The following is a 14,125-nucleotide window of genomic DNA, read 5'->3' as shown; positions in this document are numbered from 1 at the left end:
GGAAAGTAAAATGATTTATATTGAAGAAAGTAGCTTCGAGAGACGAACACACTTGATCTCTGAGCTTGCGAATCAGGAATCCATCGAGCTAGTGATCTGGCTGTATCCAGAGTCGAGCATTGATAGCATAATTGGCGAAAGTATTTTTGCATCAACCACTGTCAATGCAATTCCAGTTACAACTTACAAGAGTGGTGGCATCACGAGGTGCACTCAAAGACTCCGACTAACCGGCACATTAATAAATAAAATCACGCAAGAAAAAAACTTCATAGCGAAAAACTGCGACAGCCTATGTGTCTACAGCCTTAAAAGTCCTGAGTGGCAAGCATGCATAATAGGTCACGAAGGAATGATCTTGGTTAAAGATACTACTCTACTTAGTAATTTAAAATCTCTTGGCTTCAATGCATCACTACATCCACCATCTTGGTGGTGACTCACCTGCACACAAAATGTAATACGTAAAACGCTATGACCTAAAAGCAGAGGCCTATTTAAAGAAAAATTTGATCGACAGAAATTTGAAATAAGAAACTATAGCGTTCATGGCGAAACAAGTATTGGAGCTGCCCAATTTCGATTCATCAATGGGCGCTTATCTTCAATAACCTACATCCCCAAGACATCGGAGTCCGTGCTCAAGCTATATCCAGAAAAAATCGGAAGCGATAACCGTAGACATCTAATAAACTATCAGGGGCTGAAATACATATCATGGTCAAATAACCACCTTGAAGCTTATATCACATGAGGGATATCAGAATTTTCATAGGCCAGCACCCGAACAATATTATCTTACAAACTCAAGTTAATTTTCCTCTTGCACCACAACAAAGCTGTATATATTGCTAGTGCAGGACGCAATAAACCTAATTACAGGAGTTACACGCTATGAGCATTAAAACCAAAGACTGGACCGCACAGATTGACCGGATGCCAGGCGCCGCATCTTTCCGCACCTTCGGCACCGTAACCGTTGCACACCCAGGCATTACGCCAAAACTGGTAATGACTGATATTCAAGATAAATCCTTTGATCTGCGACTGGAGTTGAAACTTTAAACTTCCAATGAAGTTTCTCTGCAAGTCGAGTCAGATAAACTTGTTTAATATAAAGCACCGGGTGACTCCCATGTCACCGGCGTGAGCATTTTTTAAAGGCGAACTAATTCACCATATTACAGACGTGATGATTACGGACTAAAAGCCTGAACGCCTTCCCGTCACGCATGTGACGGGAAGGCGCGACTTTGCGACCAGCTTTCAGTGTATGCCTTGCGTTTGCAGCAAAACCGCCAGTGCCTGCGCCTCGACCGGGCGACTAATCAGGTAACCCTGCACCTCATCGCACAACTCGGCCTTGAGGAATTCAAGCTGCTCCGAACGCTCCACACCTTCTGCCACCACTTTTAGCGAAAGCCCATGCGCCATGGCAATGATCGCCCGGGTGATCGCCGCGTCTTCACCACCCTCACCCAACCCACGGATAAACGCCTGATCGATCTTCACGTAATCCACAGGGATGCGCTTGAGGTAGCTCAGCGAAGAATACCCCGTGCCAAAATCGTCAATCGCCAGTTTCACGCCGAGGTCGCGCAACTGCTGGAAGGTCGCGATGATGTGCTCGACGCTGTCCAGCAACTGGCTTTCGGTCAGCTCCAGTTCGAGGTAGTGCGGCGCCAGGCCAGTTTCTTCAAGCACCTGGCGCACCAGACTGACCAGCTTGCCCTGACGCAACTGGTGGACCGACAGATTGACCGAAACCCGAATCGGCTCCAGCCCCTGACGTTGCCACTCGCACGCTTGCCAGCAAGCCTGGCGCAGCACGAATTCACCGATCGGCCCGATCAGCCCTGTCTCTTCCGCCAGACCGATGAAGTCTCCCGGCGGCACCCGACCCATGGTCGGATGATCCCAGCGCACCAGCGCTTCAGCGGCGTTCAAGCGGCCAGTCGCGAGGCAGAGTTTCGGTTGGTAAAACACCTTCAGCTGCTTTTCTTCGATGGCCTTGCGCAGGTGGTTCTCCAGCTGCAAGCGCTCAAGGGTGCTGGCTTGCAGGCTGTCGGTGTAGAACTGGAAATTGTTCCCGCCCAGGTGCTTGGCGTGTTGCATGGCCATGTTTGACTGGCTGACCAGCGCGGAAATTTCCCGCGCGTTGTCCGGCAACATGCTGATGCCCATTGATGCACTGACCACCAGCTCATGGCCTTCAACGGTCAGCGGCAAGCGCAGCTTGGTCGACAGTCGGGTGGCGACCCGCGCCAGACTCGACAGGTTGCCATAAGCGTCGAACAGTACCGCGAACTCGTCGCCGGACAAACGTGCAATGGTGTCCGCCTCCGGTAATGCGTTGACCAGACGCCGAGCCATTTTCTGCAGCATCTGATCGGCGACTTCATGGCCGAGGCTGTCGTTGAGCAATTTGAAACGGTCCAGGTTGATGTGCAGCAGCGCCAGACTCCGGCCGCCCTGGCGCACCCGTTGATGGGCTTCATGCAGGCGCTCGCGAAACAACGAGCGATTGGCCAGCCCGGTCAGTTCATCGTAATGGGTCAGGTAGCGCATGCGCTCTTCGGATTCGCGACGCGCGGATAGATCAGCGAAGAAGCCGACGATGTGGCTGACATTTCCTCGAACATCACGCACCACATTCAGTTGCTGCCACTGCGGATAGAGCTCGCCGTTTTTGCGCGCCTCCACCAACTCGCCCTGCCAGCTACCGTGTTGATCCAGTGCCTGATGGATTGCCGAGTAGTGCCGCCGCGCGTCGCGACTGCACGGCAACTCGACCACATTGCGCCCCAACAAATCTTCAATCTGATACCCGGTAACCCGGCTGAACGCCTGATTGACCGCAATCAAGGCGTAATTCGGGTCGAAAATCACAATGCCTTCGCTGGCCGCTTCAAACACCGTCGCCGCCAGTTGCCGCTGTTCTTCAAGCCCTTTGCTGACGCTGATGTCACGCCGGGTGCCAACCATCCGGATCACCCGCCCGTTGGCACCCCGCTCCACTGCCCGGCCGCGGTCTTCGATCCAGACCCAGTGGCCATCGCCGTGGCGCACGCGGTACTCGATCTGATAATCCTCGGTGCGACCCTTCAAATGCTCCACCAGCGCCCGCCGCAGCGGCGGCAAGTCCTGCGGGTGCAACCGCGGCTTCAAGTGACTCAGCATCGCCGTGACGAATTCCGGCTCAATACCGAACAACTCCTTGAGTTGGGTGTGATGCACCTCATCGGTTTGCAGGTTCCAGTCCCAGAGCCCCAGTTCACTGGCCTTCAACGCCAGCGCCAGCCGTGCTTCGCTCTTGCTCAGGGCCTGGTTGGCGGCATCCAGTTCGCGGCTACGCTGGGCCACCCGGCTTTCGAGACCGACCTGGGCCTCACGCAGCTCTTCTTCGGCATGGCGGCGCTGTTCGATTTCACGCGCCAGTTCCTGATTAAGCAGCTCGCTGCGACTTTGCGCCTGCTGCAAGTGCTCGATCAGCGCCTGATTCTGAAAGCGCCGCATCAAACCGTGCTGGATCAGCCGGTTGACCTGCCACGCGACCACACTCAGAGAACCCAACAGAATCAGCCCGAGCCAGCCCCATCCCTGCTGCTGTTCATCGCCGCCCCAGAATAAATAACCGATCGCCGGTAACAGACACGGCAAGGTAAACGACAGGAAGGCCGGCAAGCTCACCGCATAGGCGACACTCGCCGAGAGGGTCGCCGCGCCGATCAGGCCGAACACCCAGGCTTGTTGCAGAAAGCTGTCGGTGGGCACCAGGGCAATGCCGGCGGCAGCCAGGGTCAGGCCGCTCATGGCCGAGCCCAGCAAAAACATTCGGCGCCAGACTGGCTGCGCCTGACGGCTGGGCATCGCCGAATCGAAGGCCGCGACCTGAATCACCCGCAACGCCACCAGCGACAGCAGCCAGACCAGCCAGACGCTCACCAGGAAGTAGCGCTGCGGGCTCCAGAGCAGCCCGGCGCAGACCAGACCATTGATCAACATGAACAACGTGGGCAGCAACGAGCCCTGATACAGCAGTCGCGTGCGTTCGACCGCCATCTCCATGGCGTACTGTTTGCGGATAACCCGCGGCTCCACAGAAGGGCCCGACAGGCTGGGACTGAGGGTCATAGGCGATATTCTTGTTCTTATATTAATGAGCGTGGTGAGCCCGAAACGTCGACGGAGCATACACAAGCAATGGCCCGGACCAAACTGCTCCAGATCAGAAAATCGACAAAGCAAATGGCCCGTTGCCACTGTTCAAAACCACAAAAGCGCGGCCCATCAAGGCTTGCAGCGGATGACCGACCGGTCGTCCCCCGCGTTTCTTTCATCGGTTAATGCAAAGCTCGGTTTGCCCGGTGTGGCGCGGCGCCCTAGAATGCCCCGATGCGCGATGATCTCTCCCTTCTGCTGAACTCCCTCAACGATGCCCAACGTCAGGCCGTAGCGGCCTCCGTGGGTCGTCAGTTGGTCCTGGCCGGTGCTGGTTCCGGTAAAACCCGTGTGCTGGTGCACCGTATCGCCTGGTTGATCCAGGTCGAGAACGCCTCGCCACACTCAATCCTGTCGGTGACTTTCACCAACAAGGCCGCCGCCGAGATGCGCCATCGCATCGAGCAGCTGATGGGTATCAACCCGGCCGGCATGTGGGTCGGCACCTTCCACGGCCTGGCGCACCGCTTGCTGCGGGCGCACTGGCAGGAAGCCGGCCTGAGCCAGACCTTCCAGATCCTTGACAGCGATGACCAGCAGCGTCTGGTCAAGCGGGTGATCCGTGAACTGGGCCTCGACGAACAGCGCTGGCCGGCGCGACAGGCTCAGTGGTTCATCAACGGGCAGAAAGACGAAGGCCTGCGCCCACAACATATTCAAGCCAGCGGCGATCTGTTCCTGGCCACCATGCGCAGCATTTATGAAGCCTATGAGGCCGCGTGCCTGCGCGCGGGCGTTATCGACTTCTCCGAACTGCTGCTGCGCGCCCTCGACCTGTGGCGCGACCATCCGGGCCTGCTGGCGCATTATCAGAAGCGTTTCCGCCATGTGCTGGTGGACGAATTCCAGGACACCAACGCCGTGCAGTACGCCTGGTTGCGACTGCTGGCCAAGGGCGGCGACAGCCTGATGGTGGTGGGCGACGACGATCAGTCGATCTACGGCTGGCGCGGCGCGAAAATCGAGAACATTCACCAGTATTCGGCCGACTTCCCGGACGCGGAAGTCATTCGACTGGAACAGAACTACCGCTCCACTGCCGGGATCCTCAAGGCCGCCAACGCCTTGATCGCCAACAACACCGGGCGTCTGGGCAAAGAGCTGTGGACCGACGGCGGCGAAGGCGAAGCGATCAACCTGTATGCCGCGTTCAACGAACATGACGAAGCACGCTACGTGGTGGAAACCATCGAAAGTGCGCTGAAAACCGGCATGGCCCGCAGCGATATCGCGATTTTGTACCGCTCGAACGCCCAATCGCGAGTTTTGGAAGAAGCTTTGCTGCGTGAGCGCATTCCGTACCGCATCTATGGCGGCCAGCGCTTCTTCGAACGGGCTGAAATCAAGAACGCCATGGCCTACCTGCGCTTGCTCGAAGGTCGTGGCAACGATGCGGCGCTGGAACGGGTGATCAACGTTCCGGCCCGTGGCATCGGCGAAAAAACTGTCGAAGCGATCCGCGATCACGCTCGTCACAGCGATGTGTCGATGTGGGAAGCCATGCGTCAGCTGGTGGCCAATAAAGGTCTCACCGGGCGCGCAGCCGGCGCTCTGGGTGCGTTCATCGAGTTGATCGAGAACCTGGCAGCCAAAACCGCCGAAATGCCGCTGCACCTGATGACTCAGACAGTCATCGAGCAGTCCGGCCTGATCGCCTATCACGAAGCGGAAAAAGGCGAGAAAGGTCAGGCGCGGGTAGAAAACCTCGAGGAATTGGTCAGCGCGGCGCGCAACTTTGAAAGTGCCGAAGAAGACGAAGACCTGACGCCGCTGGCCGCGTTCCTCGGCCACGCCTCGCTGGAGGCCGGTGACACTCAAGCCGACGAGCACGAAGACAGCATTCAGCTGATGACCTTGCACAGCGCCAAAGGCCTGGAATTCCCTTACGTGTTCCTGGTGGGCATGGAAGAAGGTCTGTTCCCGCACAAGATGAGCCTGGAAGAGCCCGGCCGCCTTGAAGAAGAACGCCGCCTGGCCTACGTCGGCATCACCCGGGCCATGCAAAACCTGGTAATGACCTACGCCGAAACCCGACGCCTGTACGGCAGCGAGACCTACAACAAGGTTTCACGCTTCGTACGCGAAGTGCCTAAAGGCCTTATCCAGGAAGTGCGGCTGTCCAACAGCGTCAGCCGTCCGTTCGGTGGCGGCCAGAAACAAAGTTCGAGCAGCCTGTTCGCCGGTACGGAAATCCCGGAAACCGCGTTCAGCCTCGGCCAGCAAGTGCAACACGCGGTCTTCGGCGAAGGGGTGATCCTCAACTTCGAAGGCGCCGGCGCGCAGGCCCGGGTGCAAGTGAACTTCAGCGAAGGCAGCAAGTGGCTGATGCTCGGCTACGCCAAGCTAGAAGCCATCTAACGGCTTAAAAGATCGCAGCCTGCGGCAGCTCCTACAGGTCCACGCAAGCTAATGTAGGAGCTGGCGAAGCCTGCGATCTTTTGATTTATTCCCGAACCCGGCGTGGGAACGATCAACTTAGAGGATTACACATGGGCTCAGGCTTCTTTTCTTCCTGGACATTCTGGGCCCTGTTGTCGGCGGCATTCGCGGCGCTGACCGCGATTTTCGCCAAGGTCGGCATCGAAAACGTCAATTCCGACTTCGCCACGCTGCTGCGCACGATCGTGGTATTGGTCAGCTTGGCCTTGATTTTGTACGCAACGGGCCAATATCAGTCATTAGGATCGATATCCGCCAAGAGCTACCTGTTCCTGCTGCTGTCTGGCCTGGCAACCGGGGCCTCGTGGATTTGCTACTTCCGTGCGCTGAAACTTGGGCCAGCCTCGTTGGTAGCACCCGTCGACAAACTCAGTGTGGTGCTGGTGGCCGTGCTGGGCGTAGTGTTGCTGGGTGAGCGGCTCGACCTGCGCCAATGGGGCGGAATCGGTCTGATCACGGCGGGCGTGGTGATGTTGGCGTTGCGGCGTTAAGCGGCTTCCCGCAAAACCAATCCACTTGTCCTACAGACAAAAGTACACGCGCCGCCTTGTACCGACGGAGCTGAACGCAGCCTGTCAGGCAAAAGCCCGAAACACTCTGCCGCTAGCCAGTGTCACTTCACCTGTGCAACATGGCGCGCGTGCCATCCACAAATGGGAATTCCCTTTATGAAACGTTTTCTTAGCATCGCCCTGGCGTTGTGCATCGGCCTGACGATGAGCCTCGACGCCAACGCCAAGCGCTTCGGTGGCGGCAAAAGCGTAGGCGCTGCGCCTACCCACCAGACCAGCCAAATGGCGCCGGCTTCTTCCGGCATGGGTTCTGCTGCCGCGACCGCTGGTGCTGCGGGTGCCGCAGGCGCTGCCGCCAAAGCCGGCGGTGCTTCGCGCTGGCTCGGCCCTCTGGCCGGTATCGCTGCCGGCGGCCTGCTGGCCTCCATGTTCATGGGCGGCGGCTTTCAGGGCATGCAGTTTTTCGACATCCTGATCATGGCGGTCATCGCGTTCGTGATCTTCCGCTTCATCGCCGCTCGTCGCCGCAAGCAGCAAGAGCACATGGCTCCTGCGGGCGCGCCAATGCAGCGTGAAGTGTACGAACAGAAGCCGGCCATGGGTTCGATCTTCGGCGGTTCGGCTGCTCCTGCTGCCGCTCGCCCGGTGATCAACGCTCCGGCCTGGTTCAACGAGGAGCGCTTCATTGAAGCCGCACGCAGCCACTTCCAGTCCCTGCAACAGCACTGGGACGCTAACGAAATGGACAAGATCGCCGAGTTCGTGACCCCGCAAATGCTGGAGTTCCTCAAGCGCGAACGTGCCGATCTGGGTGACGGCTTCCAGTCCACCTACATCGACAACCTTACCGTTCAGCTGGACGGCGTGGATGATCGCGCAGACAAGACCATCGCCACCCTGACCTTCAGCGGTGTGTCGAAAAACTCGCGTTTCGACCAGGGCGAAGTGTTCAGCGAGAGCTGGAACATGGAGCGTCCGCAGGGCGAAAACCAGCCTTGGCTGGTAGCCGGTATCCGTCAGAACGGCTAATACCGTTCTCGTTTCGCATGCTGTAATAAAAACCCCGGACTTGTCCGGGGTTTTCTATTTCGCGGTTGCATCTATAGCAAGCTACTGTATAAACCGCCCCAACTAAACCGCGCCATTGAGCAAGAGGATCCCGGACGTGGAAGAAATCATCGAACAACTGCGAGAAGCCAACGAACCGGTACCGGTGCCCTTGGAGCTGCCTGACGAAGACCAACTGGTGGAAATCGAAGAACAACTGTTCATCGATATCCCGTTCGTCTTCAGAGAATTCCTGCTGACCGTCAGCGACGTCGTTTACGGCAGCCTGGAGCCGGTGACCGTCACCGACCCGCAATCGCACACCTACCTGCCGGACGTTGCCGCCAATGCCTGGGACGCAGGCGTTGATCGCAGCATGATTCCGATCTGCCAGGACGGTGACAACTATTACCTGGTCGAAGAAGACGGCACCGTGGTGCTGTGGCTGGCCGAGGAAGAGCTGCTGGCCGAAGAGACCTGGGAATCAGTGTGGCACTGGGCGCGGGACGTCTGGCTGGAAAGCTGATCTGCTTGACGCCCCGCTGGGTCAATGCCCGGACGAATCCTTGTGGTTATCCAGGGTTTCCAGCAGGGCGACCTGCATCCGCGTGTGCACGCGGATAAACCATCGCCAAAGCAGGGCCGCCACCGCAGCGGTTACGACGACGATCAGTACCAGCAGCTTGTTGGTCGGCAAGATACTGGCCGACAAGGCTGCCAGCAGCAGAAAAATCACCAGCAGCGAGAGAATCGGGATCACTTCGGCGATCACCCGACGCACTCGCTGCGTGTGGCGGCCGGCCATTTCCGGTTTCACGCCCATTTCTGCCAGCAGCATCGAAAGCGCCTTGAGCTTGCGGTAGGCGGCAATCAGGAACGGCAGCGACAGCAGCAATGCCCCGCCCCAGATCAACGCCTTCTGCCAGCTCGGATCACTGATCCAGGTGTGCAGGTAGCTGGAAATCCGCTCGGCAAAAAAACTGCCTGAAAAGAAAATCGCCACCACCAGCGCCAGATTGACCCCGACCTGCAGCAAAATCCGCCGAATCATCGACGCCAGCAGCGCACCTTCGCCCTGCGGCTGAATGCTGCGTAGCCATTCCCCATACATCCCCAGCACACGGCCAAGGCGCTGTGGGATGACCGCAGCCAGCTTCAATGAAAGCGGGTCGGCAGCCCGGATCAGGTAGGGCGTCAGCAAGGTGGTGATGGCCGAGACGGCGACCGCCACCGGGTAGAGGAAATCACTGGTGACCTGCAGGGTCATGCCCAACGCCGCGATGATGAAAGAGAATTCGCCAATCTGTGAGAGGCCCATACCGACTCGCAGTGAGGTGCGTCCGTCATTACCGGCGATAAACGCCCCAAGGCCGCAAGAGAGCATCTTGCCGAGCACCACCGCGACGGTAATCACCGCAATCGGCCAGGCGTACTGAAGAAGAATCTGCGGATCGATCATCAGACCAATGGCGACAAAAAAGATGGCGCTGAACATGTCGCGAACCGGCTCGATCAGGCGCTCGATTTTCACCCGTTGCCGGGATTCGGCCATGATCGCGCCGATCAGAAACGCGCCGAGCACCATGCTGTACTCAAGCTTGACCACCAGCAGGCAAAAGCCAAAACACAGGCCAAGCACGGTAATCAGCAACATTTCATTGCTTTCGAACTTCGCCACATAGGCCAGCAAACGCGGCACCAACAGGATGCCGACCACCAGCGCGACGATCATGAACAGCGAGAGTTTGCCGACGGTGGAAAACACTTCGCCGGAGCTCACGGTGCCGCTGACGGCGATACTCGAGAGCAAGGCAATGATGCCGATTCCGAGGATGTCTTCGACGATCAACACGCCGAAGATCAACTGGGCAAAGCGCTGATTCTTCATCTTCAAGTCGTTGAGCGCCTTGACGATGATGGTGGTCGAGGAAATCGCCAGGATCGCGCCGAGGAACAGCGAATCCATGGTGCTCCAGTCGAACCAGCGGCCGATTTCGTAACCGATCCAGATCATCAGCACAATTTCCAGGAACGCCGCAATGAACGCCGTGGCGCCGACCTTGAACAGCTTGCGCAAACTGAACTCCAGGCCCAGGCAGAACATCAGGAAAATCACCCCGAGTTCGGCGAGGGTCTTGATGGTTTGCTCGTCGTGGATCAGCCCGAACGGCGGGGTGTGCGGGCCAATGATGAAACCAGCAACGATATAGCCCAGGACGACCGGCTGTTTGAGCCGATGAAAAACAATGGTCACCACACCTGCAACCAGCATGATCACTGCCAGATCCTGAATAAAACTGATGGCATGCATGGCGAAGGCTCCTAAGCGGGTGTGCCGAAGGCGTTAAGTCGTTGGGTGGTTACCAGATCGGATGAAAGGGCCCTTGAGGCGGGCTTTTGAAGGGTAACACCGCGACTTCGGGCGCAAAGGCGGTGCAATATATGGAAACAGATCGATCCGGGCGTGACGGCCGCCATCGGTGCGGCGTCCCGTTAACGGTGGTTTTGAAAAGCCCGCCAGGCACCCACAGAGGTGCTCCCGAAATCCCAGCCTTGAACCGTGAGTAGTGTGCTATGGAACCCGGAAACGCCCAGCTGTCGATGACGGTATTGATGACCCCCGACATGGCCAACTTCTCTGGCAATGTCCACGGTGGCACCCTGCTCAAATACCTCGACGAAGTCGCCTACGCCTGCGCCAGCCGTTATGCCGGGCGCTACGTGGTAACCCTGTCGGTGGATCAGGTGATCTTTCGCGAACCGATCCATGTCGGTGAGCTGGTGACCTTTCTGGCGTCGGTCAACTACACCGGCAACACCTCGATGGAAGTGGGTATCAAGGTAGTGACCGAGAACATCCGCGAGCGCTCGGTGCGTCACACCAATAGCTGCTTCTTCACCATGGTTGCGGTCGACGATCAGCGCAAACCAGCGGCCGTCCCACCGTTGCAACCGCAGAACAGCGAAGATAAACGCCGATTTGCCCAAGCCAAACAGCGCCGACAGATTCGTCAGGAACTGGATCAGCGTTATCGCGAAATAAAGGCTGACGCTTAAAGCACAAGATCGCAGCCTGCGGCAGCTTCTACAGGGATACGTATTCCTATGTAGGAACTGGCGCAGCCTGCGATCTTTGCGCCGCGACCGGACTACAAGCTGATCGCCGTCGCCTCGAACCTCACCCGAGGATGGGCAATACGGTCCTGGGCGCGCACCAGTTCCAGCTCATAGCTTGCGCAGGCCTGGGTTTCCAGCAGTACTTCATGCACTGCGGACGCCGTAAATTCGAAGGCCGCGACCAAACTGTCGCCCAACAACACCCGAGCCAGGAAAAGGCCCGACGTCAGGTCGCCCACGCCCACCGGCTGACGTGGAAACGCCAGCAATGGACGACGCAGATGCCAACTGCCTTCGGCCGTCACCAGCAACATCTCGAAGCTGTCCGGCAATTTGCCGGGATAGTCCAGATGCTTGACCAGCACCGCCTTCGGGCCACGCGTCAGCAGCGCGCGGGCCATCGCCAGGCAATCGAACAATGACTGCGGCTTACGACCGGAGAAACTGTCCAGCTCCAGCTGATTCGGGCACATGAAATCCGCCACCGCTGCCGCTTCATCCAGCAGGAAGTCGCTGACTTCAGCCGGCACGATGCAGCCTTTCTCCGCATGCCCCATCACCGGATCGCACAAGTACAAGGCGCTGGGGTTGATCGCCTTGATGCGTGCAACGCCGCTGAGGATCGCCCGTCCTTGAGCTGCACTGCCCAGGTAACCGGACAGCACGGCGTCGCAGTTGCCCAGCTCACCAATGGCCGCGATGCCTTCCACCAGCTCGGGAATCTGCTGCGGCGCCAGCACTTCACCGGCCCACTGACCGTATTGAGTGTGGTTGGAAAACTGCACGGTATTGAGCGGCCAGACGTTCACCCCGACCCGCTGCATCGGGAAAACCGCGGCGCTGTTGCCGGCGTGACCGAAAACCACGTGGGACTGGATGGCGAGCAGATGGGGAGTACGTTTCATGCGGGATTTCCGTAAAACGATTGAAATTCGAGCCGCGCAGTATGCGACTAAACGGAGCCTGTACGACAGACCAGAGACACAGTTAAGCTGACACTAATTTGTTGGAGCACTGTTCATGCTGACCCTTGGAAATATCTTCGTGCTGATGCTGCTGGCGACCGGTGCCGCCTGGCTGTGGCACAACCATGGCTTGCGTGAGAGGGCCCTGGAACGGGTCAAGCGGCATTGCGCCAAACTCGACATCGAATTGCTCGACGGCAATGTGGCGCTGAAAAAAATCGGCTTCGTGAAGGACGCCAACGGGCGACGACGTCTGGCCCGTGTGTATAACTTTGAGTTCACCGTGACTGGCGAAACGCGTCATACAGGCACCATCACCCAGTTCGGCGCCCACAGCGCGCAGATCGAACTGGCGCCCTACCCGTTTCCATTCGAGGAAAAACCTGTGCTGCCCAGCGCTGAAGTGATTGAGCTGAGTCAATGGCGCCAGGACCACAACAAGTCGCGTAACTGAGCCCTGAACCGCGTTAAATCAGGTTCACCCGGCAACTCGCGAGTTTCCTCTGTAGTGATTCGGCATCCTGTGGCTTATCGAAAATAAGCTCGATGCGCGAATCCTGGCGCCATTCACTGGGTTGCCAGTGCAGCGCAGCGTTATCCAGCGAATTGGCCGAAACCCACCCCTCGGCGCTGTGGATAACCAGCTTGGCCCGGCGCCACTCCAGCGCCTCCAGGTAGGCCTGGATCAGTGAAAGGTCGAACGACTGTCCCGGATACCAACGCCAACCGATGCTCCAGCCACCTTCCTGCTGCTGGCTCAGGCAAATCGGCTGCGTCGGATCAGTCCAGACTGCCGGCATTTGCGCCAGACCTTTTGGCACACTGAAGTTATCCACACCCTCAACCGATCGACTGTGCACGCCCGGCAAGTCACTCAACGCCAGAGTGCCCTGCTGCGTCCAATACAGCGGGCATTCTGGCAATTGCGCAGTGATGCGCTGGCGCTGTTCGTCGTTCAGTTGCTCGGCCTTGTTCAACAGCAACAGACCGGCGCTCGGTAGCGCTTGCTGTTGCGCTTCTGGCAGTGGTTTTCCGGCAGCGAGTGCTTGCGCGTCGAGCACTAGAACGCTTGGCTGAATCGCCAGCACCCCCTGCCACGGCGCTTCGCTTAATTGCTTGAGTAGTTGCGCCGGATGCCCCAGCCCCGAGGGTTCGATAAACAAGCGATCCGGCCGTGATTTGCGCAGCAACCGCCCGAGGCCGATCTGAAACGGCGCACCATTAACGCAACACAAACAGCCGCCAGCCACTTCACCCAGTGCGATACCATCGGCGCCGGTGGTCAACAGCGCGGCGTCGAGACCGATCTGGCCGAACTCGTTGATCAGCACCGCCCAGCGCTCGTTCGCCGGCCGCTGCGTCAGCAGATGCTGGATCAGGCTGGTCTTGCCGGCGCCTAACGGTCCGGCAATGACGTGAGTGGGAATGTTCTGCAACATGTTCGACGGCTTCTTGGGAGAAAAAGGATGCGACTGATCGGCTTGCCGTTGCTGTTAGCCTTCGCTTCGGGCGAGGCGCTGGCCCAGGCCTGCGTGGTTCATAGTCAGGCGGAGCGGCTCGACGTCAAAGTCTGCCAACAGAACCGCAACATCCCGGAAAAGATGTTCCATGACGGCTTCTGTCAGCCAAACCTCGCGGGGCAGAAGGTCGAAGTCGCATTCCTCGAGCAATGCCCCAGCGGCGCCTTCGGTGTGTGCAACAACGCTCAAGTCGCCAATATGCCTTACCGGCAGGATATTCACTATTACGGCGTGGCCACAGACGCGGCGTACCTGAAACCGTATTGCGAAAGCCAAAGCCAGGGCGCTTGGCTCACGCCTTGAG

General features: G+C 58.3%; 12 protein-coding genes and 1 pseudogene. 9 read left to right on the top strand and 4 right to left on the bottom strand.

All coding sequences use genetic code 11. The annotated features are described in order from the left end of the window. Window positions 1-10: 10 nt before the first annotated feature. Window positions 11-439, top strand: a complete 429-nt coding sequence (locus tag BLL42_RS29675) for a hypothetical protein (RefSeq protein ID WP_129586954.1) — start codon at window positions 11-13, stop codon at window positions 437-439. 455 nt (window positions 440-894) lie between these two features. Continuing rightward, a pseudogene (locus BLL42_RS14440) lies at window positions 895-1,207 on the top strand (hypothetical protein). Between the two features lie 59 nt (window positions 1,208-1,266). On the opposite strand, the gene BLL42_RS14435 reads toward BLL42_RS14440, so the two are convergent. Further along, window positions 1,267-4,134 (bottom strand): putative bifunctional diguanylate cyclase/phosphodiesterase, encoded by a 2,868-nt coding sequence (locus BLL42_RS14435; RefSeq protein WP_071552709.1) that lies wholly within the window; start codon window positions 4,132-4,134, stop codon window positions 1,267-1,269. Between the two features lie 261 nt (window positions 4,135-4,395). On the opposite strand from BLL42_RS14435, the gene uvrD reads away from it, so the two are divergent. From uvrD to BLL42_RS14415, 4 genes are all read left to right on the top strand, one after another. Next, window positions 4,396-6,579, top strand: coding sequence for a DNA helicase II (gene uvrD, locus BLL42_RS14430; protein WP_071552708.1), 2,184 nt, complete (start codon window positions 4,396-4,398; stop codon window positions 6,577-6,579). Window positions 6,580-6,710: 131 nt separating this feature from the next. Beyond that, window positions 6,711-7,151: an EamA family transporter gene (locus tag BLL42_RS14425; protein WP_071552707.1), complete on the top strand. Its 441-nt coding sequence runs from the start codon at window positions 6,711-6,713 to the stop codon at window positions 7,149-7,151. A gap of 177 nt (window positions 7,152-7,328) precedes the next feature. Beyond that, on the top strand, window positions 7,329-8,201 hold the full coding sequence (locus tag BLL42_RS14420) for a Tim44 domain-containing protein (RefSeq protein ID WP_071552706.1): 873 nt from the start codon (window positions 7,329-7,331) through the stop codon (window positions 8,199-8,201). A 136-nt stretch (window positions 8,202-8,337) separates the two neighbouring features. Beyond that, on the top strand, window positions 8,338-8,745 hold the full coding sequence (locus BLL42_RS14415) for an SMI1/KNR4 family protein (protein WP_071552705.1): 408 nt from the start codon (window positions 8,338-8,340) through the stop codon (window positions 8,743-8,745). Window positions 8,746-8,766: 21 nt separating this feature from the next. Here the strand turns inward: BLL42_RS14415 and BLL42_RS14410 are convergent, their stop codons facing one another. Beyond that, on the bottom strand, window positions 8,767-10,530 hold the full coding sequence (locus tag BLL42_RS14410; RefSeq protein ID WP_071552704.1) for a cation:proton antiporter: 1,764 nt from the start codon (window positions 10,528-10,530) through the stop codon (window positions 8,767-8,769). Between the two features lie 263 nt (window positions 10,531-10,793). Here BLL42_RS14410 and BLL42_RS14405 point away from each other — a divergent pair, with 263 nt between their 5' ends. Continuing rightward, complete coding sequence (locus BLL42_RS14405; RefSeq protein WP_071552703.1) at window positions 10,794-11,276, top strand: acyl-CoA thioesterase; 483 nt, start codon at window positions 10,794-10,796, stop codon at window positions 11,274-11,276. A gap of 92 nt (window positions 11,277-11,368) precedes the next feature. Here the strand turns inward: BLL42_RS14405 and pdxY are convergent, their stop codons facing one another. Then, complete coding sequence (gene pdxY / locus BLL42_RS14400) at window positions 11,369-12,241, bottom strand: pyridoxal kinase PdxY (protein ID WP_071552702.1); 873 nt, start codon at window positions 12,239-12,241, stop codon at window positions 11,369-11,371. Window positions 12,242-12,356: 115 nt separating this feature from the next. Between pdxY and BLL42_RS14395 the strand changes: the two genes are divergently transcribed. Further along, complete coding sequence (locus tag BLL42_RS14395) at window positions 12,357-12,755, top strand: DUF3301 domain-containing protein (RefSeq protein WP_071552701.1); 399 nt, start codon at window positions 12,357-12,359, stop codon at window positions 12,753-12,755. A gap of 13 nt (window positions 12,756-12,768) precedes the next feature. Here BLL42_RS14395 and BLL42_RS14390 read toward each other — a convergent pair whose 3' ends face one another. After that, entirely contained in the window at window positions 12,769-13,740 is a 972-nt protein-coding gene (locus BLL42_RS14390; protein ID WP_071552700.1) for a CobW family GTP-binding protein, read from the bottom strand. 27 nt (window positions 13,741-13,767) lie between these two features. Here BLL42_RS14390 and BLL42_RS14385 point away from each other — a divergent pair, with 27 nt between their 5' ends. Then, the gene (locus BLL42_RS14385) at window positions 13,768-14,124 is read left to right on the top strand and encodes an NADH:ubiquinone oxidoreductase (RefSeq protein ID WP_071552699.1); all 357 of its coding nucleotides are present in this window, start codon (window positions 13,768-13,770) and stop codon (window positions 14,122-14,124) included. The last annotated feature ends 1 nt before the right edge of the window (window position 14,125 follow it).

The organism is Pseudomonas frederiksbergensis, assembly GCF_001874645.1.
GTDB lineage: Bacteria > Pseudomonadota > Gammaproteobacteria > Pseudomonadales > Pseudomonadaceae > Aquipseudomonas > Aquipseudomonas frederiksbergensis_B.
The sequence above is the reverse complement of the archived record's forward strand: the minus strand, read 5'-3'. Positions and strand labels throughout refer to the sequence as shown.